This window comes from Pseudoalteromonas sp. XMcav11-Q, assembly GCF_040104525.1.
Taxonomy (GTDB): Bacteria; Pseudomonadota; Gammaproteobacteria; order Enterobacterales; family Alteromonadaceae; genus Pseudoalteromonas.
Genome location: NZ_JBECOX010000010.1, coordinates 139649 through 163652, shown reverse-complemented (window position 1 = coordinate 163652; position 24004 = coordinate 139649). Strand labels below are relative to the sequence as shown.

General features: G+C 41.4%; 13 protein-coding genes. 8 read left to right on the top strand and 5 right to left on the bottom strand.

What is annotated here, in order from left to right:
• Window positions 1-15: 15 nt before the first annotated feature.
• The 3 genes from ABMY45_RS16485 to ABMY45_RS16475 form a co-directional block, all read right to left on the bottom strand.
• Window positions 16-2799, bottom strand: coding sequence for an ATP-binding protein (locus ABMY45_RS16485; RefSeq protein WP_349289183.1), 2784 nt, complete (start codon window positions 2797-2799; stop codon window positions 16-18).
• Between the two features lie 117 nt (window positions 2800-2916).
• Window positions 2917-3807 (bottom strand): cation diffusion facilitator family transporter, encoded by an 891-nt coding sequence (locus tag ABMY45_RS16480; RefSeq protein WP_010375246.1) that lies wholly within the window; start codon window positions 3805-3807, stop codon window positions 2917-2919.
• A 505-nt stretch (window positions 3808-4312) separates the two neighbouring features.
• On the bottom strand, window positions 4313-4798 hold the full coding sequence (locus ABMY45_RS16475; RefSeq protein ID WP_349289182.1) for a GAF domain-containing protein: 486 nt from the start codon (window positions 4796-4798) through the stop codon (window positions 4313-4315).
• A 70-nt stretch (window positions 4799-4868) separates the two neighbouring features.
• On the opposite strand from ABMY45_RS16475, the gene ABMY45_RS16470 reads away from it, so the two are divergent.
• From ABMY45_RS16470 to ABMY45_RS16455, 4 genes are all read left to right on the top strand, one after another.
• Entirely contained in the window at window positions 4869-9563 is a 4695-nt protein-coding gene (locus ABMY45_RS16470) for an ATP-binding protein (protein ID WP_349289181.1), read from the top strand.
• Window positions 9564-9592: 29 nt separating this feature from the next.
• Window positions 9593-10798: an EAL domain-containing response regulator gene (locus ABMY45_RS16465; RefSeq protein WP_010607501.1), complete on the top strand. Its 1206-nt coding sequence runs from the start codon at window positions 9593-9595 to the stop codon at window positions 10796-10798.
• A gap of 46 nt (window positions 10799-10844) precedes the next feature.
• Window positions 10845-12047, top strand: a complete 1203-nt coding sequence (locus ABMY45_RS16460; RefSeq protein WP_349289180.1) for a response regulator — start codon at window positions 10845-10847, stop codon at window positions 12045-12047.
• A 166-nt stretch (window positions 12048-12213) separates the two neighbouring features.
• The gene (locus ABMY45_RS16455) at window positions 12214-13092 is read left to right on the top strand and encodes an AraC family transcriptional regulator (RefSeq protein WP_233525275.1); all 879 of its coding nucleotides are present in this window, start codon (window positions 12214-12216) and stop codon (window positions 13090-13092) included.
• A 105-nt stretch (window positions 13093-13197) separates the two neighbouring features.
• Here the strand turns inward: ABMY45_RS16455 and ABMY45_RS16450 are convergent, their stop codons facing one another.
• Together ABMY45_RS16450 and ABMY45_RS16445 are read right to left on the bottom strand one after the other, a co-directional pair.
• Complete coding sequence (locus tag ABMY45_RS16450; protein WP_349289179.1) at window positions 13198-15609, bottom strand: TonB-dependent receptor; 2412 nt, start codon at window positions 15607-15609, stop codon at window positions 13198-13200.
• Window positions 15610-16141: 532 nt separating this feature from the next.
• Window positions 16142-17044 carry a sulfite exporter TauE/SafE family protein gene (locus tag ABMY45_RS16445; protein WP_102058578.1) on the bottom strand — a complete coding sequence of 301 codons (903 nt, stop codon included), beginning with the start codon at window positions 17042-17044 and terminating at the stop codon, window positions 16142-16144.
• 255 nt (window positions 17045-17299) lie between these two features.
• Here ABMY45_RS16445 and ABMY45_RS16440 point away from each other — a divergent pair, with 255 nt between their 5' ends.
• From ABMY45_RS16440 to ABMY45_RS16425, 4 genes are all read left to right on the top strand, one after another.
• Entirely contained in the window at window positions 17300-19567 is a 2268-nt protein-coding gene (locus tag ABMY45_RS16440) for an aminotransferase class V-fold PLP-dependent enzyme (RefSeq protein ID WP_010607496.1), read from the top strand.
• A 563-nt stretch (window positions 19568-20130) separates the two neighbouring features.
• A complete protein-coding gene (locus tag ABMY45_RS16435; protein WP_102058576.1) occupies window positions 20131-20289 on the top strand; it encodes a DUF2256 domain-containing protein in 159 nt (52 codons plus the stop codon).
• A gap of 126 nt (window positions 20290-20415) precedes the next feature.
• On the top strand, window positions 20416-22578 hold the full coding sequence (locus ABMY45_RS16430) for a TonB-dependent siderophore receptor (protein ID WP_349289178.1): 2163 nt from the start codon (window positions 20416-20418) through the stop codon (window positions 22576-22578).
• 147 nt (window positions 22579-22725) lie between these two features.
• Window positions 22726-23955 carry an alginate lyase family protein gene (locus tag ABMY45_RS16425; RefSeq protein ID WP_349289177.1) on the top strand — a complete coding sequence of 410 codons (1230 nt, stop codon included), beginning with the start codon at window positions 22726-22728 and terminating at the stop codon, window positions 23953-23955.
• The last annotated feature ends 49 nt before the right edge of the window (window positions 23956-24004 follow it).

The following is a 24004-nucleotide window of genomic DNA, read 5'->3' as shown; positions in this document are numbered from 1 at the left end:
GGGCTAGCCTAAGCGTTAGCCCTTATCTTGCGTTTCACTATCAGGCAGTTCTGAGCGCTGCCATTCACTAAGCTTTTGATAAAGTTCGTTAATATCAATGGGTTTAGCAATAAAATCATCCATGCCTGCCTGGATACATTTTTGTTTATCTTCTTCGTAGGCGTTCGCTGTTATCGCAATAATATGTGGATTGCCGTATATATTTGGCTCGTTTCTGATTGCTTTGGTACAAGCAAAGCCGTCCATATTCGGCATTTGGCAATCCATTAAAACCAAGGCATAGTTTTTCGCCTTCATCGCAACTAAAGCTTCGACTCCGTCGTCCACTTTATCTAACAAGCAGTGCGTTTTCTCTAGCAACTTACCAACAACCACTTGGTTAATTTTATTGTCTTCTACCAATAGAACATCGAGGCCATTAAAATCAGGAGCCCCTACTTCTTGTTGCTCTCTCTTAACCCCCTGCCCTTTTGAAGCTGGAATATCTACATAGAATTTACTACCGAGCCCAAGTTCACTGTGAATGCTTATCTCGCCATGCATCGCTTCGACTAGTTTTTTAGAAATAGCTAAGCCAAGTCCGGTACCACCAAACTTTCTTGTGGTTGAAAGGTCTGCCTGAGTAAACTCATGGAACAACGTTTCCTGTTGCGCTTTTGAAATGCCAATTCCAGTGTCAGCAACAGTAAACTTTAACATCCCACTCTCATAATGGACGGAAAGTGTTATGTGGCCTTTGTTGGTAAACTTTCCAGCATTGCTGAGTAAATTATTTACCACTTGTGACACGCGTAGTTCATCTAACTCAAGGTATGTAGGGAGTTCAGCCCCCTTCTCGTACTTAAACTCAACACCATATCTGACGTTAGAAATTTTGAAAATGCTGACCAGACTGTCGAGCATTTCTTGTAAATTCACTGCCCGGCGTTCTATTTTCAAAGCCCCCGCCTCAATTTTAGAATAATCCAAAATATCATTGAGGATAAGCATCAGGTTCTTTGCCGACTGCCGTATAATTGTTATTTGGTCTGCCATCTCATTGCTAAGACTTTGCTCTCTGATCAAGCTATCCGACATACCGATAATTCCATTTAACGGCGTTCTAATTTCATGACTCATATTGGCGAGGAACCGGCTCTTGGAATGATTAGCAGCGTTAGCGGCTTCTACGGCTTTGGTTAGCTCTTCCGTTTTCTCAGCAACTTGTTGCTCTAACTCACGATTGAAGTCGGTAAGCTTACGGTTAAGTCTTTCGTTTTCTAGGCTGGCTTGGTTTTGTTTTGTAAAACTCAGTGTTAGCTTAAAAGCCAGCTGATTGAACTGCTGCTGCAACTCAATTATTTCTAAAAAGCTGCTATCTGCATTCGCCGAATTTTCGATTAAAGTTGAAGGTTCGTAAGCACGAATATCATGACTGAGCGCCACAATTGGACGCACCAACAATCGAGTGAGCTGACGGACAAAAATAGAACTCAATATAATAATCGCAAGCGCAAGTCCCAATGCATCTGACCAAGCTTCTGCAGCAACTAGGTTAAGATATTTACGATCGAGCATAGTGATAACTGACCATTCATATTGCTTAGATACCGCAGTTTGTTTAAATAAAATCTGCTCAGTCGAGTCTTCGAAAGTTGAGGATTCCTTATCAAATAAGGCTTGCAACACCACATCACTTGGCATATCTAGGGTTTTAAATTCGGTCTTTAACGAGCTATAGACAACCCTTTTGTGTTTATCCAACACAATCAAATTAGCATCTTCAGCAAGAATTTTTGGAATAAAGCGTTCAAATGAACCAAATATTAAAGACCCTTCCACTATTCCTTTAAACTCTTCAGCGATAAAGATTGGCGCTGAAATTGCCACGATTGGCGCTTCATCAAAGCCACGCCCTTGGAATATGCCCGACACAAATCCTTCAGGGTGTTCAGGTGCTTTAATAAAATAGTCTCTATCTGACACATTGGCGTTTGTTCCCTTCATCGTCTCAGCAAAATGCTGCGGATAAAGGTGGGTCACATTAGCCTGCTCATCAGCAACAATCGCCGTTCTAAAATTAGCATGTGTCTTTAGTAAGCGCTCAATAACGTAATCAGCATCAATCCCTAAGGATACATCCGTTGCGGATATCACCATCGCGCGACGATATGCATCAAGGTAGTCATCAATTTTAGCGACTATAGAGCCGGAGGCTTCTTCAAGCTGTGTTTTTATCTCTGCTTCAATTCTTTTATAGTAATTGTTTGTCAGCACGACGGTTGTCATCAATACAACCAAAACGATAACAAGGTTGACGGTAGAATTCAGAATTTGATTGAGCGGCATCCCTTGCCACTTGCTGCGAGTAAAGAAAAAGCTCAGCAAATCGACCACAGCGAGACAAATACCGGCATTGATTAGGTATTTAGCCAGTGCAGTGAATATAACGAGTAACGGCAGTTCGAGGGCAAAATAGCCAAAAATAAATAATGCAGGTAACCCCAACAAAATCCAATAAACGATACCCCGAACAAAAAATGGCTTGGCGAAACGGACGCAGACAAAGTGAAGCCACAACACTTCGAAGAAAAAAACCACAGAAGGCCAAGCATGCTCCCATCGATACCAAATAAAACCGGCACCAATAATCACAGCAATAATGGCATAGCGCCACCCGCATAGTAGCAAGATAAATAGTACAAACAGCTGGCCAAAAAGAAACTCAGAACTATCCAAAAACCCAATTGGCAACAGATTGGCCAGCCCGCCAAGTACACCTAAGACTAAAGTTATGATGAGCGCTTGCTTTTGATTCAAATGTTACACCACCGGTTTTTGATACTGCCTATGTATAACAATAAAAAATATTTTAAAACCTGCCAAGGTAGTGCAACAAATAACTAAAAAATATATCACACATTGGGTTTATTTTCCCTAATGATGAGGGCAGTCATGGCTCTCTATTTGTAGCACACTACTCAGCACATTAAAGGACTTTTTCAACGCTTCTTCCACTTCCACGCGACACGCTGAATCATGAGATTCGATAGTACAGTGATGCTTTAATACCACATGTGCACCAACGACAACCGCCCCATCAATTTTGCTAACCGTAATATTATGGGCGCTTTCAACATGCTCCGTAGACACAATGGTTCTCTCAACTTCTTGAACCGTAGGTAAAACTTCTGGGGGTGTAGCAAGTCCTTTAAGACAAGCAATTATCACCTTAATTCCTGTGAACAATACAAAGACAGAAATCAGCATGCTCGAGAGAATATCAACCACCTCCCAGCCTGTGAGGTGTATAATCACACCTGCGATAAATGTCGATATGGTGGACAGTAAATCAAAAAATGAGTGCAAGAAAACAGCATAGACGTTAATACTGTCTTTACGGCCTTTGTACAGCACCCAAGCGGAGGCCCCATGAAACAAAAACCCAATTGCAGCAATCATAGACATTAAATAGCTATTCACCTCTAGGTCATGACCGCCCGCATGATGAGACAATCGCTCACTCCCTTCGAGCAAGATAATTACCGCAATTGAAAGGTAGAGAATGCCATTGATAAGTCCACCGGTATATTCAGCACGCTTGTAACCATCGTTATATGTTTTAGCAAGATAAACTGCCACACTTGACGCTATCAACGCGATAAATAAAGAACTATTGTGCACAAACAAGTGTCCAGCATCAGCTAACACAGCGAGAGAATTAGCGTAATAAGCACCAATAACTTGAATGATCATAAAAGAGCAAGTGATTGCAAGCGCAATCAGTAATCTTCGGCGAGAAGCTTGATGCGTAGTGATATCTGTCATGAAATGAGTCGTGTACCTAATTTAATATAAGATGCTACGTACAACCACTGCATAAGATGGAGCCATTTGACTAAATGCACCTCACCTTATCTTTTATACCGTGTAGGAAAAAGCCGTGATTCAAAAATACAGAAATAAATTTAGAAATATACGTAGTTAACCTGAGCTTAGGATAATTAATGCCTTTCTAGCAGCCAATTTTAGCGCTAACTACGTTGAATTCACTTCCAATAGCCAGCTATTGGTGCGCAAATTCGCCTAGTTATCATCAAAACTCTCTGGCTAGATAAGGTAGTAATTTAATGTTACTTTAGAAACAATGAGTTACCTCATTCCTTATCCAAACCTCAGGTTAGTTATCGTTTAAACATTGCCCTAAATGGCAATGATATACAGTCTCAATTGTAACGTTTCCACGAGCTAAATGCACTAACATTTGCGGCTGTAACGGCCGACTTTATAGAAAATTTTGACACCCATCGCCTTTACTTGCGGTAAAGTACAATTAGATTTTTTCTAACTGAGTTACAACGTCGGTTGCGATTTGCTTTAATATTTCACAATCAGCTTCACTCAACTCTCGGGGTTCTATATCGATAACACATACGGTCCCAACGCGAAAACCGCTGGACAATATGATAGGCGCACCAGCATAAAATCGAATATGAGGGGCATTTAACACCAAAGGGTTATCCATAAAGCGAGGATCTTCGAGCGTATCATGAACCACAAATACCGTGTCTTCTAATATTGCATGACCACAAAATGAAACATCGCGAGACGTTTGCTCAGCATCCAATCCAAAGCGAGATTTAAACCATTGTCTGTCCTTGTCAACAAGACTTACCAATGCAATTGGAGCATCAAAAACATGGGCAGTAAATTGAGTAATTCGGTCCAATTCAAGTGTTGGTTTTGTATCGAGTATCGCAAGCTCCCTAAGCGCATGTAACCTAGCTGGTTCGTTTTTAGGTAACTCAGGGATTTTCATAATCTACTTAATTAGACAGTGTTTACATTTCTACTATAGTTTGTTTTGTGAGATAACGCAGGTGGCAAATGTGAGCAAGTATTTTAAAATAATCTCCCTAACCCTTTTTTCCCTAGTCTGCTTAAGTGGTTTTTACCTCGAAATTAACGAGTTTAATAAAAATCGTGTGGTTCACCAGAGTCTGACTTTATACTACAACAACCTTTCCGCCCTAGATAAAGCGATTGAAGTGATCTTTAGTCTGCAACGTGAACGCGGCATGTCCACGGGATTTAAGTCCGAAGAAGAACACGACGCGCGACTACTTGTATATTATCAGGAAACGGACGAAAAAAGAATAAGACTCACTGCTGAAAAACTCACGAGCATTAATAACTTCGATCAGTTTCAATTGACCATAAAAGACGATATACAAACACTGAGAAAGCTCAATAAACAGGCAAATATCAACCACGAGCAACTATTTCTTCGCTACACAATTTTGATTAATCACTTAATCGATACAGTCCGAACCATACAAACTGAGCAGTCCTTCATCCATAATTTTGGTAGCAATGAGGATAGAACACAGTACCAGAATATTCACACACTTATCAGAGCAATTGAATTAGGGGGCAGACTCAGAGCTAAGATCAGCCGATACCTAACGGCAGATGAAGAGCCCACTAGATTAAGTGCAATGAGAAGCGCGCTACAATACTACGCCACTCATGTCACACTGATGGACAGCCTCAAAGATAATCAAAATACCGTACAGCTATACAATGCCGCTACGGCGTCTAGAGAGTATGACTATGTCACCTCAGCCCTAAACCGCTTTAGCCGTGGAGCTGAAAGCAACTTACCACACTATGTGTGGTGGGATAACAGTACTGCCTATTTGAACTTGCTCGCTAGTGGCAGCCTGAATTTACTTGAATATATGAAGGACTCTGCTGCCGCATCTATGCAAAATTCACAAGAGCGAGCTCAAACCTCACTCATTATCTCTTTGATCATTGCGCTGCTTTATATCATTTTAATTTGCCTATTGATTAGAGCGTTTACCGAATTAAAAATATATAAAACGGCACCACTTAGAACACAAACCGCACAGCTCATTGTGATATTTTCGTCAGTACTTGCCGTGCTATTTGTGGAACATTTTGCAAGTCAAAAGCAGCTATTATACCTCTCTGAAGTACAAACTCTTAGGCAGCTGAACAACCACTCATTGGAGCGTATAAACCACCTTAAAACGCTATGGTACAAGCCACATGTTGAAAGCCTTAGGTATGCCAGTATTAGCACCAATGCCGATCTCGCTAAACCGTCTCAGTTGCAAACGCTAGCCGCTAATAACCTTAATAACACTCAGTATGTAGACAAAAGCCAGATCGCGTCGTTTTATTCTCAATATCAAGAAAGTTTGCACCGTGGAGGGGTAGTTACACAAATTATAAAGGGTAATGATGGCCATCGAATATTGATTATGGCGGGTCTTGGGCTGTCCGATAAGGGGCTGACGGAAACACTGTATTGGTACGAAGTTCAGCTGGATGTCTTACTTGGCAGCCTAGAACTCAGCCTTGATACCCGCCTAGAAAACGCATCGGGTTACTACACTATGCAGGAAGTCGAGGCGATTAAAATTAGCGGCACGCATACTCCACTAAGTCAATTACTGCTTACTAATAATATTGACCAAACCGACTTTCTAAGTGCAAAAATCTGGGATCAAGAACTTCAAGTGGGTGCTTATGCTTATTCACGTGAAGCGTTTAATCAAGATCTCTTCTACACCATAGAAATTAAGTTTATCTGGCAGGTGTTGTCATTAGTTGCATTTTGCTTATTTGGTTTAGCAATTAGCTATCGCGCCCAACAAAAAGCAAAATTAGACAAGCAAGCTGCAAAAGACGCGATTCAAAAGCGTCAAACTTTATTGAACTCATCTGAGAAGCTTGCCGCTATCGGTAGTTTTGAGGTGCCTGTTGGACAACACGTAGCACATACCTCTGAAGGCTTTAGGACGCTGTTTAACTTAACTCCCGAACTTGAGTACCATAATTTAAAACCAATTATAAAATTACTCGATAGTGACAATAGGAAGAAGTTGCAATCAAACTTACGTTCCATAACTCACGATCAATCTAGTGAACTTCAATTGACAATAAGAGACGAATCTTCAACTAGATACCTAAATGTCATTCTCAATTTAAAATACTACTCAAGTGAAAATTCGCAGTTTGTTGTCGGGGTTGTAAAAGATGTAACAAATCAAGTTAATGAAAGCAATCGCCAAAAGAGAATACAAAAGGAACTCGTCGCCGCGAGAAAAGAGGCCCTAGAAAAAATGCATGAAGCGGATGTGGAAAGAATGTCAGCTCAGCATTTACTCAAAGTCCAAAAATCTACAGAAAAGCTGCTTCAAGAAGCCATTGATTCATTTCCAGCATTTATCCTGCTAATTGATGAAAACCAGCATATAGCTATGCTAAATCAGTTTAACGAACACATTAAAAGAACTAATCACAACGAATACCAATTCATGGGAAGCTCTCTCAACAAAGGTTCTGACGTTATAGCATTTATTACCCAACTACCAATGACAGACAACAGCGAATTACTGTCCATGTTAGAAGAGGCAAAAGACAAAGAACAGTATCAAGCACTAACGACGTGCCAGTATGTCAGTGAAGATACCCTGTACTGGTTCAACGTGTTAGTGAAAAATATCACCACAGATTCTGGGAAATACACCCTCATCTATCAGAATGATATTACTAAAAGCATCAACTTTTCTGCAGAGCTTGAGCAAGCTCGCATAAAAGCAGAGCAAGCAAGTGAAGCAAAGTCTCGCTTCCTCGCAACAATGAGTCACGAGATAAGAACGCCGATGAATGGCGTGGTGGGCATGCTGGACATTCTCGCCCAGTCTAACCTTGATCACGAGCAATCTCACCTCACCAAAGTCGCAAAAAGCTCAGCATTAGTACTACTTCGAATAATTAACGACATATTAGACTTTTCAAAAATCGAAGCGGGGAAAATGCAACTTGAATCTACGCCATTTAGCTGGCAAGAAATTATTAGAGAACTCGCGGAGCTCCTTGCATATCAAGCGGACTCTAAAAAGCTCAAGCTTGCCTTTTATCTTTCGCCACAGTTACCTAATTGGCAATTAGGAGATCCAGTTAGACTGCGCCAAATTTTATTAAACCTAATCGGTAACGCGTTAAAATTCACCAAAACTACTGCAACCGCCGCTGGCTTTGTAGAAGTGACTATTGGGCGCTCTCCCGATGATGGTTATATGGAAATTAGCGTGAAAGACAATGGTAAAGGTATGTCCGAAGAACAAGTAGAAAACCTTTTTAAACCATTTGTTCAAGCAGATAGCAGTATTCAACGCCAATATGGCGGCACCGGACTGGGCCTTTCCATTACTCACAAACTTGTAGCCATGATGGAAGGGGAAATTGACTGTAGAAGCCTCGAGGGTTTTGGCAGTAACTTTATTGTTACTCTGCCATACTGTGAAGTGCCAAAACAAACCCGCGATATTAGCTTAACCTTAGACAGACTAAAAATTGCTGTGGTGGGCGACGAGGACAAATTTGAAAAAGACCTGCAAAATCAACTGCACATCTATGAAGCCCAATGTGAAATATTCCCTCGAGAACTGTTTAACGCGCAACTGATTGATAGTCAACAATTTGATTATCTCGTTATCACTGCAGAAGCCTTCCAACAACTCACTACAGAAGGAAAAGAAGTTTTCATCGCGGAAAGCGAGTGCAAGTATATTTTACTAGACAATAATCAGGACAAGCTTCCGCATGCAAACAATATCAACGTCTCAAACCTCGCGCTATATCCTTATTACGCTTATAAAGTCGTTTCACACATCGCCACCTTAGAAGGGCTAATTGACAGTGAATCAACAAGTGACGACAGCGAGACTAAATCTAAGGCACTACCCACAATTAATGATGCCCAAGCACTAAACAAGCTTATCTTAGTCGTCGAGGACAATGTTTATAATCAGGATTTATTCAAAAGACAGCTAGCTCTGCTAGGCTATCAATGCATTATTGCCGACAATGGTAAAGTTGCCTTGCAGCTACTCGAACAGTATCACTTTTCGCTTATTATTTCAGACTGCCATATGCCTGTGATGGATGGCTATGAATTCGCAAAACAACGTCGCGAGCATGAACGTGAACGCAATCTAGAGCACATTCCTATCATTGCTGCAACGGCTAATGCGTTAGACGGTGAGAAAGATATTTGCTTTAACGCCGGGATGGACGATTACGTTGCAAAGCCCATTGTCTTGCAGAAATTAAACAAAAAGCTAAAAAAATGGTTTTCGAGCAACATTCCAACAAACAGCCAAGAAGCAGAGCATGCCTCTTCATTGATTGAGGAACTAGATGTGCCAACCAGACATATCGACTTGGTGATACTCAGTGAATATGTAGGTACAGATAAAGAGTTACAGAGTATTTTCTTAAGAAGCTTTGTCGACGACACGAAAAAACTGTTACAAGGGGTAGACTTAGAACGTCCTGAAAGTGTCAAGAATATTGCACATCAAGGGAAAACCTCGGCGAAGGCTGTCGGCGCAACACAACTCTCTGAAAAAATGGCAGAACTTGAACATGCAGCAGGTGAGGGTAAGCAGATAAAAATTGAAAATTTATTGAATCAATGTTTGATGCTTTTTGATAATGCACAAGCTGAAATCGCTTCTATACTTATTGTGGAAGATCTCACGTAACACGTGCTAAAAATTCAGGTCTAGTATGTATGATAAATGAAAAGCACCTTATTATTGCGATTGATGATAGCGAGCTTATTCTCACACAATTGCAATTGTTGATTTCTAACCAGACACCGTGCGCCTTTAAAGGGTTTAACAGCGGGCTGTCTGCATTAGAAAGTCAAGAACTCCATCAAGCTTCCCTTATTTTACTTGATATCAACATGCCGCAAATGGATGGCGTAGAGATATTGCGGAAATTTGCCGAACTAAGTATCCAAGCACCTATCGCTTTGCTAAGTGGTGAAAAAGGTCTATTTATCAAAAATACCGCTGCACTGGCAGAGCTTCATGGCCTCACCATTATATCTAGTTTAGAAAAGCCACTTTCTGCAACTAAGCTAAAAGAACTTTACAGTCAGCTTCAGTCTCAAAATACATCCACAAAGTCCCAACACGCTCTACAAAACTATAGTAAAGATGAGATCTATGAGGGATTATTGCGAGAAGAGTTTTGTGCGTATTTTCAACCTAAAGTCGCAAGTTCATCCGGTGCAATCATTGGCGCAGAAGTGCTTGCAAGATGGCATCATAGTACCGATGGCACTGTGCCTCCTTCACAGTTTATCGCGACAATGGAAGAGAACGAATTAATTCACCTGCTATCCTATAGCCTGTTGAAACAAACCTTGTCCTTGCTTAGCTATAATCGAGATATTCTTAAAGCGCTTCAATTCAGCATTAATTTGAGCGTGAAAGAGCTAGAAGACATAAAACTCCCAGAAAAACTCGAGTCTATATGCGAAGAGTATTGCACCCCCACCTCTCAAATCACTCTAGAGTTAACTGAGAGTCACTTGTTAGATAACATCAAGCGCGCGCTTGATGTGTTGCTGCGTTTAAAACTTAAAGGCTTTAAGCTGTCTATTGACGACTTTGGTACAGGGTATTCTTCTATTAAGCAGCTCAACGAGTTACCGTTTGATGAACTCAAAATCGATAGATGCTTTGTTGATGGCTGTTCAACGCAACCGAACAAACGCGTCATTATCGCGAGCACCTGTGAGATGGCTCACCAACTTGGACTAGAGGTCGTCGCTGAGGGTGTCGAAGAGATTGAGGACCTAGTCGTTGTACAAAGCTACGAAGTAGAATCGGTTCAAGGCTATTATTACTACCCACCTTGTACCCCGTCGGAGTTTTTGCAAACTGTCTCTGAATCCGCATTGCAAAAGTCTCATTCTAGTAAATAATTAAATTTAATAGGCTTTGATATACTCTCATAGTTAGAGGGAATCTATGCATAAAAAAGACGTTGAACACGCACAACGACATCCAAAAGTGATTATTATTTGCGACGATCCTGCAGAAATGACTGGCGTTGTTGATATTGTTGCTTCTCAAGTCAATGAATACCGTACTCTCACTAGTCATAAAGAAGTAGCTGAAGTGCTAACTGAGTCTCCACCAGATGTCATTGTTATTGCTCGAAAGACAGTCGCAAAAAGCGTCGAAATCTATAGTTTGCTCGCCAAGCATGGCTTACTTAACTATGCTCATGAAAATATTTTACTGTGTGAAAACAAAGAGTCAGGCGTGGCCTTTCGATGTTGTATGAAAGGTATTTTTACCGATTATTTTGTCTACAAACCTATGTATGAGAACTACCGATTTCGTATGATCTTACATAATGCTTTGGTTCGTACGGAAGGCACGTCTGAGGTTGCTAAAATCAGAGAGGAGCATTTTGGTCGCATAGATGACAAGCTAAAGCAATTGATTGATGATGCAGCTTTGTATCATCAAAAAGCGGATGAAACGCTACAAACGGTAAGACGTAATCTCAACAATGAAAAAGGGATTAATAAAGTTCAAGATGACTTGCTAAATGAATTAAAACAAAAACACTTATCGCCACTGCTGGATGAACTAGAACACCAATTGGCAGATAGCGTTCATGAATTAACAAAAAGATTGAAAGATAAACAATTCTCTATCGCTGAGCTTACAGCATTGCTGAGCGAAAAAGACAACTCTAAGTGCGCGCAATTAGCGCAAAATGTATTGCCAGTAGGTGATACCGGTGAGGTTGATGTTAGCGAACCAAAAGCGCTTGAAACCAAGCAAGAAGAAGTAAAAATAATGGTGGTGGAAGACAACGAAATTTATCGAGAGATGATAGCCAAGATCCTACGTGATGAGGGGTATAAAGTAGACTGTGAAACCAGCGGGTTAGGTGCTATAAAAACATTGAGAAAACATAAATTCACCATGGTATTTATGGACTTATTTATGCCAGAGCTTGATGGCTACAATACAACCAAAAATATTCGCAATATTCCACATTGTAAAAAACTTCCTATCATTGCGCTAACCAGCAATAAAAACAAAGATATAATCAGAAAGTGGGCGTCTTTGGGGCTCACTGGGTACATCACCAAACCGTCTACCAAATCATCTATTTTAAAAGCTGTGGAAAAAGCACTTACGGAAAACCAATAAGTTGCGTAAAGTACAAATCAGCAAACATTATCAAATCGAGTTCTGCCATGATAAGCCATATCAACTCTGATTTAAGTTTCGGAGTTGTAATACCAATTCGCCTAATTAAGTGATCTATTTTGAGGCGAATTGGTAAAAGTGGCCGCATAAACCAACAATGAAGTGAATGATGACTAGAAAAGCAACAACCCTGAGCCAATACACTACTCGCTTAAATATTGTTATTGATTACATCTATAACAATATTAATCGCGAACTTGATGTGATCACGCTTGCTGATCAATGCCATATGTCGACTTATCACTTTCACCGTGTTTATCGCTCAATCGCTGGGGAAACCATCAATGCAACCGTAAGAAGAATGCGACTACATGTTGCTGCAGGTATGTTAATTCGCACCCAAGACTCCATTGCAAAGGTGGCTGAGCAGACCGGTTATGCAAGTATTGAAGCGTTTAGCCGAGCATTTTCTCAACGATATAAGCAACCACCTAGCCTATTTCGCCAACATGAACAGGCCAAGGCAAAAGGCTGTGCGGCCGAGTTTTATATCATTAAGGTAGAAGAGGATTCGAATATGTTTAATGTAGAAATAGGCAGCAATGAGCAAATGACGTTAATCGGACTTGAGCACCATGGCGATTACATGCAAATCGGTCAAGCATTTGAAAAATTAAACGTACTTGCGCAGCAACAAGGCTTATTAGGTGCGGATACGCGTTTCTTTGGTGTATATTTTGACGACCCAAAAACCGTCGAGGAAAGCAAACTAAAATCAATGGCAACAATTTTAGTGCCAAAGACAACCGCATCTCTCCCAGAGGGGCTTTGTGAATTCGCCATTCCATCGGGCAAAACAGCTAGCCTACTTTACCAAGGTGACTATGCTTCTCTTGAAACGCCTTACGAGTACCTGTTTGGACAATGGTTACCTAACAGTGAGTTCGAACCTGCCGATGTGCCTGTTATCGAAGAATACTTAAATGATGTTAGAGATACACCACCACACGAGCTTCTCACTCGTATCACTTGTTACATTAAATAACTGATTTTTATCCTGTTCAGGGGTTAACTAATCTAAACGCGACTAAGCATCGACTGCTTAGAAAGAATAAGGAGGGACTTCCCTCCTTATTTATTTGCGAACCAATTAGAACCTATAGTTAAAGCTCAATTTAGCATTTCGCTCGTTGCCAGGCGTGCCACCTAAGAACAATGCTTTACTGTAATAACGCTCGTCAGTTAGGTTTTCAAGGTTTAGCTGAATATCGAACTGCTCAGCATCGAACTTAATTGCAGCATCCCAGCGAGTATAACCATCAATAGTTGCCGTAGGCAGGCCGAAAGAAACAGAGTTAATTGTTCGTTCACTCTCATAGTTAATTCCAAGACTGTACTCTAGAGTCCCTCCAAACCAATTAGCTGGCTGGGTATACTTCACCCACGTGCTGGCAAACTTTTTCGGTACCCCTTTCATTTGACCTGAGCGTTCATTCGAACGGATCTCAACAGCATCTTGATAAGTCGCGTTCATATTCACACTGATTTGGTCATTCAATGCTAAATTTAAGTCAAGCTCTACACCTTTTGACTCATCTTCATCATCGAAGAAATAGCGTGGAACGCTGACATTGTAGTCGTCACCTGGCTGCTCGTTATACTCAGGATTGTTATACATTAGGTTTGTGCGTTTAGTTTCGAACCACACTAATGAGCCCAATAAATCTTCATCAAAGGCAGTAAAACGCACACCAATATCTAACGTTTCAGATTCAGAGTCAGGTCTGTTTTTACGATTTGCATCAGCTTCATTTTCTAGACTACCCAGTACACTGTATGCAGTACGACCTTTTGCCATATTTACAAAAGCCGAAAGCTGAGAGGTCACTTGATAATTCAAGCCAATATTATACGTCATACCTGCATCATCCGTGTCCAGCTCTTCACTCTCTTCTGGTGAACGATCAGTACCTAAATGCTGATATTTTTGTTCAACGCTAGTATATGCAAGACCAGCACGAGCAGTTAGTGCATCAGTGATATACACCACTTCTTGTGCACTAATGCCATACGCCGTAAGCGTTTTATCGTAGTTACTACGTAGCGATGGGTCATAATCCTCGAATTCGCCTGTTGGCCAGTTTGGACTGCGAATGTCTAAGATATATGGAATTGAACCTTTACCATCGACATCATATGCAGACCAACTTTTTAAGCGCATATCACGATTTTCATAGTTAACGCTGACTAAATGCTCACCGCTCAAAGAAGCCATATCCCAAGTTAACTGTAAATCAGCAAAGTACTGCCAAGTTTTTTCGCTGGCAACTTGACGGCGATACTCTTGACGGCGAGCCGCATAAGGATATAGCACATCATCAATCACAAGCGGAGCTCTTGGGTTTGCATTGATCACACCATTGCGCTCCCAATAAACATAATTGTAAGCACCTGTTTGGCGAACAAAATCAGAATCATAGCTACGCCATAATACCTGCTGGGTTAGCTTCGAGTTGCGATTTAAGTACCAATCGTGACGAAGCTTTATCCGTAACTCTTCACCTTCATTAGGACGAGATAAAGGAGAAATCAGATTCCCATCGCCAAGATTGAAAGGCTTTAGGCCATCGCCAATACGAATTGACTCAGCAAGTTGCGCGCGCTGTTCATCATTCAGCTGTACACCTAACCACTTACCTTTCTCAGCATCATATTGTGGGTCATTTGGCAAGCGATCAGCTGTAACCAACCCTGGTTGCCCAGTAATGCTATCCCAGTTAATAATCCGTACCGGATCGCCAATTGAATCTACTTGTTGCGAATCATCAATATAGGCCGCTGAAAGTAAAAATGAGTGCTCGCTGCTTGGGTCGAAACGTAAGCTTGCATAGATTTCGTCTCTATTAGATTCTAGATCTCGATAGCCGTCGCTACGCTCATGGTTTGCAACAACACGGTAGGCAAGCTTGTCAGTAATTGCATCTGTAAAATCAACGCCCAAACCATAAGTATTCCATGCGCCCACTTTACCGTTAATTGAGAGCGCTTGTTCAAACTGTGGCTTTTTCTCAACTAAGTTAACTACACCACCTGCAGCACCAATACCATAAAGGCCTGTAGCAGGACCTTTTAACACTTCAATACTTTCGATATTGGTTAAGGAGCGTGTTGGGTTAAAGCTGTTCCCTAAGTCAGCACCACCATACATACCATCGTAGGTATAGTTTACGCCTAGGCCACGAACCATTAGTGAATCACCAATGCCGTAGTTATTACCGGCCTGAGACAAACCACTTACGTTGCGTAGTGCTTCTTGTAAAGTCGCTGCGCTTTGCGAATCTAGTAGCTCTTTGTCAACAACAACAACCGCGGCGGGGGTCTGCATAAGATCCATATTGGACTTAGTTGCAGTTCCAGATTGCAAAATAATTTTATTATGTTTGCCATAAACACTGATTTTTTCTATGTCTTCAGAAGCAAAAGCCGTTGTGCTTGCACCTAGTAAAGCCAACTTAACCGCAACGCATGAGGCGGAAAGAACAGAAGAGCGAGAGTATTGCATTTTTAACTCCAAACTACGCAATTGGATAGTGGTGAAATAAGCCAAATACCTATTTCAGAAAATAATTTATCAGAGAGGGGGCGAAGTTTAGCAAAACAATAGTAATGATAACAACTATCATTTACATTTTAAAAATGTAATATTTTTTGCAATACACGAAAAGATGATAATAAAGTGTAACAGATGGATATTTTTATTTAGCGAGCGTAATCTAACTTCGTTATTTGCTCGCTTCGCGGCTTACCCAATTTTGTAAACCGCATTAGGGCCTGTTGACCTTTGCTGTTTGATTTTTGTTCTCCTGAGTGTATTTTGGTCGCGACGCTCGACTTGCCGCCTAGTAATCTAGGCAAAAGTTGAGCAACAATGAACAAAACGCACTCAGGTGAACCCAAAGGGCAGCGCTTGATTGGCATTTCTACTGTGTTATCGCCTGACTCACATAGAACAACTATGCTACACAGGCTCTGCCTTGTATAAATACCAATCAAACTGCTGCAAAAACAAACTTGAAAGATAAACAGGCCCTAGATTAAAACAATCCTAGCAGCGTCGGATATAACTCATAACAGGTAAAGCTCACTTCAAGCCCAATCAAGACTAAAAGAAAACTGACCAGATGCCCCACTTTTACTTTTGAACAAACATAAGCGCCTAATGGAGCACCAACGACCACAATCGGTATTGCCGCTAGCAAATAGCCATTTATTTCACTGCTGATCGTATTGAGGTGCCACGCATTAATGCTACTTCCAATCAATGAGGTAAACGTCATCACCACGACGGAGGTTGCAGTCGCCTTTTTCACATCTGCATTATAAGCAATCACCAACAAGGCAAAGAGTGCAATATCTGCACCCGACCCTACTAATCCACTAGCTATACCTCCGATTAACGCTACGGCCATAAAGCGTAGCATTTTAGGTTGGATAAACTCACTGCTAGGTTGATGATGTGCCTTACGCCACCATCTCAAAATCAGTGTTAGTGCAAAGCAGAGCAACAAAAAACTAAAAATAGACTTAACTAGGAGCCTTGGTGCCAGAGGCGCGATATACAATAGACTGAGCGTTACACCAAGCGCAGCCATTGGCAACGCCATTAAAATAACGTTTTTATATACCGGAATACGGCGACAGAAAATAGTAATGGTCGCCGCTGTCATACCAAAACTTTGTATCGCGAGAGAAAATACCTTGGCCGTAGCGGGATCTATGTCTAATAATTTAGTCATCACAGGAAAGGCGACGGCGCCACCGCCTAATGCCGTTCCACCTGCCACAAACGATCCCAACGCCATGGTCAGCGCAATATGGGATTCACTGATAATTTGACCAAGTGCTTGATAAAAGCCTTGTACCCAGATCAACGTAGCGTACACACCCAGTGTAAAAAATAAGGGCCACATCGTCGGTTTTGTTATTCGTTGCAACATTATTCATCCATTACTCAAAGAGCCTTTCCTTATTAATACCCGTTACCATACTCATCTAGTATTTGAGCGAACGCAATTAAACATGATGAATACACTTTTTTCAAATTAAATTTACATTAAAAGTGAATACACCTGAATGCAATAAACACATCCTCAATAGTTGAAACGCACGCCTATCTCCCTTATTATAACTATAAATAATTACTTATTACTTTTTGTTATATCGGTAATTTGCTTATACCTAAAGGCACAATCATGACAGTAGAATCGGTGTTACCTCAAATATATCTAGATGCTAATGCAACAACCCCTGTATTAGAGCAAGCAGCAGACGCAGCATTGGTTACCATGAAAACCATGTTTGGTAACCCGAGCAGCAGCCACATTACAGGCCTACAGGCTAAGCAACTGATGGAACAAACTCGTCAAAAAGCACGTGCGGTGCTGGGTTCTGGTCATGGTCGAGTGATTTTCACCAGTGGCGCAACAGAGGGCATCCAAACCGGCATACTATCAGCCCTTTGTGAAGCAAAAAAGAAGATACAGCCAAACAAAAAATATACACTACTTTACGGGGCAACTGAACACAAAGCAGTACCAGAGTCACTTAAACATTGGAATCAAATTTTAGAAATTAATGCCGATGTCAAAGCCATTCCGGTTGATGGTGCAGGTAATCTGGATTTAGCGTTTATCGCAAATGAAGTACCTAATGCGCTAATGATTTGCACTATGGCTGTCAATAATGAAACCGGTGTATATCAAGACCTGAACCAATTAGAAAACGTAATAAGAAAGCATAATTCAAATATTTTTTGGATGGTTGACTGTGTTCAGGCGCTGGGTAAACGCAATTTAAACCTAGCGAGAACAACTATTGACTACGCACCTTTTAGCGGTCATAAGCTCTATGCACCAAAAGGCATCGGTTTTGTTTATATTCGAGAAACCGCGCCGTTTACGCCATTTATTGCTGGCGGTGGTCAAGAGAGCGGTTTACGCTCAGGGACAGAAAACTTACCTGGCCTTGCCGCGCTGAATGTGATTTTTGATGAACTGCTAAAAGAAAATGACAGCCAATTTGCAAGCGTAGATAAACTACACGATTTTCGAAATCAACTAGCACAAACGCTCAAAGATGCGTTCCCGACTATTGTATTTAATAATCACTTCAGTAATAGCGTTCCGACTACACTAAACTTTGCAATTCCGGGATTTAGCTCAAAAGAAATCATGGATTTGTTTGACGCAGCAAACATCCGTGTCAGCTCGGGCTCAGCGTGCAGTTCAAAGGTAACGCGCAGTTTTGTGCTAGATGCCATGGGACTCCCTGCATGGCAAAGCGAATCGGCTATTCGACTGTCTTTTGGTCCTGCCACAACCCAAACTGAAATAGACGCGGCGTGTGAGCGCATTCTCCATTGTGCTCAGGCACTCGGTCACAGTTGTCTCATGCAAGCGGCGAATGGCGTTAACAATAAAGAAGCGCTTGACGGCCTAGTACAATTTAAAGTGGGTGGTGCATGCTGTTGGTTGTTTGCTGATAAGCAGTCAAAAACGGCGATTATTATCGATCCACTTCCTGAGCTGGTAGAACGTCTTAATACGATATTAGAATGCCAGCAGCTAACACTGCTCGCTGCGCTTGATACACATGGGCACGCCGATCACGAATCGAGTCGAACCACACTGAATTTACCAAAACAAACATGCGACCATTTAGGCTGGCCAACTCAAACTACACAAATTGACTATAAAGGCCAGTCACTTGAAGCGCTAGCTATTGGTCATTTCCGTCTTGCAAAACTAACCACCCCAGGACATACGGAAGATAGCGTCACCTTTATGCTATTGGAGCAACAACAAGATAAGTACGCCATCAGATACGTTTTTTGTGGTGACCTAATCCTGATGGGGGCATTAGGTAGAACCAACTTCTCCACCAGCTCACCAAAAGCGATGCTGAATAGCATTCAGTTACTTGCTCAGCTCATCGACACAGATACCTTGTTATGCCCAAGTCACGACTACAACAATGAGTTTGCAACTACCCTAGCGGCAGAGTGTAGTCGTAATTTACTATTAAATAGTGTGCTTCAACATGACATTGCGGTTGATGTATTTGTTGAGAAAAAGGCGCAAATAGACAAAAACATTGTTGATGAGGCTGGCAGTGAGATCATGTGTGGCGCAACGGTTTGCAATAAAAACCAATTTGAATTGCACGAGTACAACACAACAGAGCTCAATGCTCACATCGCTAACAACGAAGGTGTGCTGTTAATTGATATACGTGAACCGCATGAATATGCTCTAAATCACAACAGAGCGTTTGATCAAAATGTGCCACTAACCCGCCTTACTGACTTTATTTGCAAACAAAGCCAAGACAAGACGAAAGAGTTGGTGTTGGTGTGTCGCAGCGGCAGTAGATCACAAGTTGCAGCACAGGCGCTAGCACGACTCGGCTTTAATAATATCGGACATTTAAAAGGAGGGTATGCACTCATCCCATCAGCATAACCTTCACTGTTTCCTTTCTAAAGCCCCTACAGCGCTCGCTATGGGGCTTTTTTGATCTCACTTTTCATCACTACCGTATGAATACTAAAAATGACTAATACCAATTGGCTTAATTAAGTGATCTATTTTGAGGCGAGAAAATCTTGTCGATAACCCCGCTACCGCGTCCTGCTATCGCCAAGGTACCTACATCCGTGTAGGCAAGACGAAAATTTTGCTATTTAACCTGAGGTTTGGATAAGGAATGTTCCAACTCATTGTTTCTAAAGAATAACTTAGTTTTTTCCTTGTCTAGCCAGAGAGTTTTAGGGAAAACACCGCTTCCGCGTCCTGCTCTCGCTAAGGTACCTACATCCTGTAGGCAAGGCGAATTTACGCACCAATAGCTGGCTATTGGAAGTGAATTCAACGCAGTTAGCGCTAAAACTGGCTGCTAGAAAGGCATTAATTATCCGCAGCTCAGGTTATTTAGTTGTTCTAAATGAGAAATTTTTAACGCAGCTAGCGTCAGATTGGCTCCTTCAAATTGAGCAAGTATTAAGACTAATTGGTATCAACCCTAAATGGCTCATAAGAAAGTAAACCTACCTTATAAAGTATGCCCTATTTGCAAACGGCCGTTTTATTGGCGGAAAAAATGGCAAAGAGATTGGGAAAACGTTAAATACTGCTCAAAGCGCTGTGCTGCTGAGCGCCGCTTAAGTATAGGGCACAACAATTAACAAAACGTGGCGAATGTTGTAACTAGAATAATGCTTTGTAATATTTGCAAATTACAGAACAATAATATTGATAATCACTCTCATCTACAATATCATTTGCGCAAACTTAGATCATAGGGATTAATCATGCGCTCATTTAAATACAAATATCCAAGCCTTATTGCCAGTGTTGCATTGGCGTTGTCTTGCTCGGCAATTGCACAAGAGCAAACAAAACAAGATAAAGACGACATTGAAATTATTGAAGTTAGCCCAAGAGGCTTAATTTCGTACGTTAGTGCTACCGCGTCAAAAACAGCAATTCCTATCGTCAAAACGCCTGTCTCTGTTTCGGTATTAACAGCGCAACGTATTTCTGATTTAGGTGCAGAAACGCTGCAAGATGCGATTGGGTATGTTGCAGGTGTTTATAATGGGCCATATGGTGTTGATACTCGAGGCGACTGGTCTAAAATTCGTGGCGTCGACCCCTTACTCTATGTTGATGGCCTGCAAAAATTGTTTGGCAATTACAACAATACCCGTACTAACCCTTATGCACTTGAAAGCGTAGAGATCTTAAAAGGTCCTTCATCCGTGCTTTACGGACAGGGGTCTACAGGTGGTATCGTCAACGCAGTATCAAAATTACCAAAAGCAGACACTGAAGGTGAGATCTGGGCACAAGTGGGCAACTACGACCGTAAGCAACTAGCACTTGATTACAACACCACATTTGGTGAGCAGCAAGAGTATCAAGCACGTGCTGTTGCCATGTATCGAGACAGCGGCACACAGACCGATTATGTTGATGACAACACCCTGATGCTTGCACCAAGCTTTAGCTGGCTTGCTTCAGATGAAACTAAAATTACCTTGCTTGCCAACCTTCAGAGAAATGAATCAGGCTCTTCAACGCAATTCTTCCCGCATGAAGGCACTATTCTACCTGCAAAATATGGCCAAATTCCCAGTGAGCGTTTCGTCAGCGAGCCTGGCTGGGATAAATACGATACTGAGCAACAAGCGATCACCGCTATTGTTGAGCACAGCTTTGATTTAGACACGCATGTTAAGTTTTCTGGTCGCTACAGCGATAGTTCATCCGAGTACCGTACCATTTATTCTTGGCCACCAAAATTTGAAGCAGACAAACGCACTGTTAAGCGTATTGCCAGCCTCACCGATTCAAGTGCACGTAGTGTGACGATGGATCTTCAATTCCATAAATATTTGGAACTGGATGCGGTTAAACTCACTATGGTATCGGGTGTTGATTACCAAAATGCGGATACAGATTCTGATCGCGGCCGTGGCGTTGCAGCTCCACTCGACTTGTATAACCCAGTGTATGGACAAAGTACAGCGTTACCAACAGCAGTTGTCGATAACCCTGAAAACACGTTAAACAATAAACAGCTTGGTGCTTATGCTCAAGTTACTGCTGAAGTGAATAGCTGGGTACTCAATGCGGCACTTCGCTATGATGATGTTTCAAATCAGGTGCAAACGGCAGGTGCAATCAAAAATAGTCAGAATGCCACAACAGGTCGGATCGGTTTGCTTTACCAATTTGAGAATGGCATAGCGCCCTATGCTAGCTATTCAGAATCTTTTAAGGCTGTATTTGGACAAAAACCACAAGGTGGCGCATATAAACCGCTAGAGGGTGAACAAATTGAACTCGGCTTAAAATATCAACCAACGGGTACCGAACACCTTATCACGGCATCTGTATTTGAAATTAAAGACAAAAATCAAATACGGAAAGTTTCCCCCGAATTTGAAGTACAAGACGGTGAAATCACGGTAAAAGGGTTAGAGCTTGAGGCCCAACTTGAGTGGCAGCACCTTGATATCTATGCAGCATATTCTTATTTAGATACGGAACAAGACGTTTCTCCGCTGTCACCTACAGAGCTCTATGTAGCACAAGATTTGGTTACGCTCATCACAGATGATACTCAGCTCTCAGCAACACCTAAGCACTTAGCTTCAATTTGGGCGACGTACCGCGCAGATGAATGGCTTCCAGGGCTAAAATTTGGCGCGGGTATTCGACATGTAGGAAAAACCTATGATGGCAGTCGTACAGTTGAGCTAAATGGACAAATACTGCATCAGCAATTAGTGACTGATAACTTCAACCTTATTGATATGATGATTGGCTATGACATTGAACAATATCAATTCAGTTTACAAGTCGATAATGTCACCGATAAAACGGTTATTACCAGCTGTTTGTTCCGTGGCGATTGTTTCTATGGACAACGTAGAACTATCAGCGCTAACGTTAAGTATAAGTTTTAATCCCCTTTACGAGATAAGGCGACCTTGTCCCGCCTTATCTCGTTTATTTTTCTCAATATCAACTCAACTGTATGATTTCAAAATCATTACCTACTATAGGGGCAATTAGGTTATTATATGCAACAAACCATGATTTAGAGAAGTTGCATGAAGGAAAATCTAAAGGTTATAACTAACCTATCAATATCTAAACTTATATTTAACTACAGAAAAAAAGTCAGAGGTGTTGTTGAAAACTTAGAGATTGAAAGCGATGCAAACTTACACAAGTACTTTGTGCATCTTAAGTCTAAGTATCAAGAAGCATTACTTCAAGCAAACAAAGCCGATTTACACAGCCTTGCTGAACAAGCCATGGAACAAGGTGTCATTTCTATATCTGAAAAAACCATATTACCACCTAGTGGTTGTGATAGAGATTACCTCTCTTTCGCTCCCTATTACTATGTTAATGAAAATACTAACCCATTGACGAAAAGTCGAGAAACAGTTCAACATAGAGATAGTAGATCCAACCCTTTTTTAGCTAGTATTTCTGATAAGCCCAAGTTAGCACAAGTCTGTGCAAGACTGCATGCAGTTTCTCTTTCATACCGCGATACGCCCAGCAACGATAAAATCGAATTCATTGAGTCACAAATAAAGGCTTGGTTTATCAATGAAAATACAGCAATGACGCCTCACATGGAATTTGCGCAAATTATGCCTTGGACGGGCAATAAATATGGCTTGGGTATTATAGACTCGCGCTGGCTTTTACTCGCGATTGAAGCTTGTGCATTGGTTGTAGATAAGCTGACATTAGAAACGCTTCATGGCTTCAAAGTTTGGCTACGAGAATTTGCAAAGTGGATCCTCAGCTCCAAAAGCGGTTTAACTGAAGTTGCGAGAAAAAATAACCGTGGCAGCTGGGTCGATGTTTTACTTGCTTATATTCTCTTATTTTTGAATGAAGAGCGTTGCGTGGCGTTAATCGTGGACCACACGCTGAAAAATCGATTTGAAATTCAATTTGATAACAATGGCGATCAACCATTTGAACTCACACGATACAACCCTGTAAGTTACTCGTTATATAACTACTATCCGATAAAATATATATTGCAAATTGATGAATTGATAAATAGTCAGGGTAATAGAGAAAAGAAGATAACGATGAACAAAACTATTTCTCGACTTGAAGCTGCAATCACCTGCCACGAAAGAGGTTCTATCGAGCACATAGACTTTAAGTTAAGTAAAAACCTTAATCTTTATTATCCCTATAGCTTCGCTCAAATCGCTACTTTCCCAGCGGTAATGCCTTTAACATCTAACGCGAAAACACCTGTACCCAACAAGAGCAACACGCCAGCTAAAAGTATCGTCAGTAGTTAAGCAGTAGTGCTAAATATTGTACTACTCGTTAACAAGCCAAGTTTCTTTA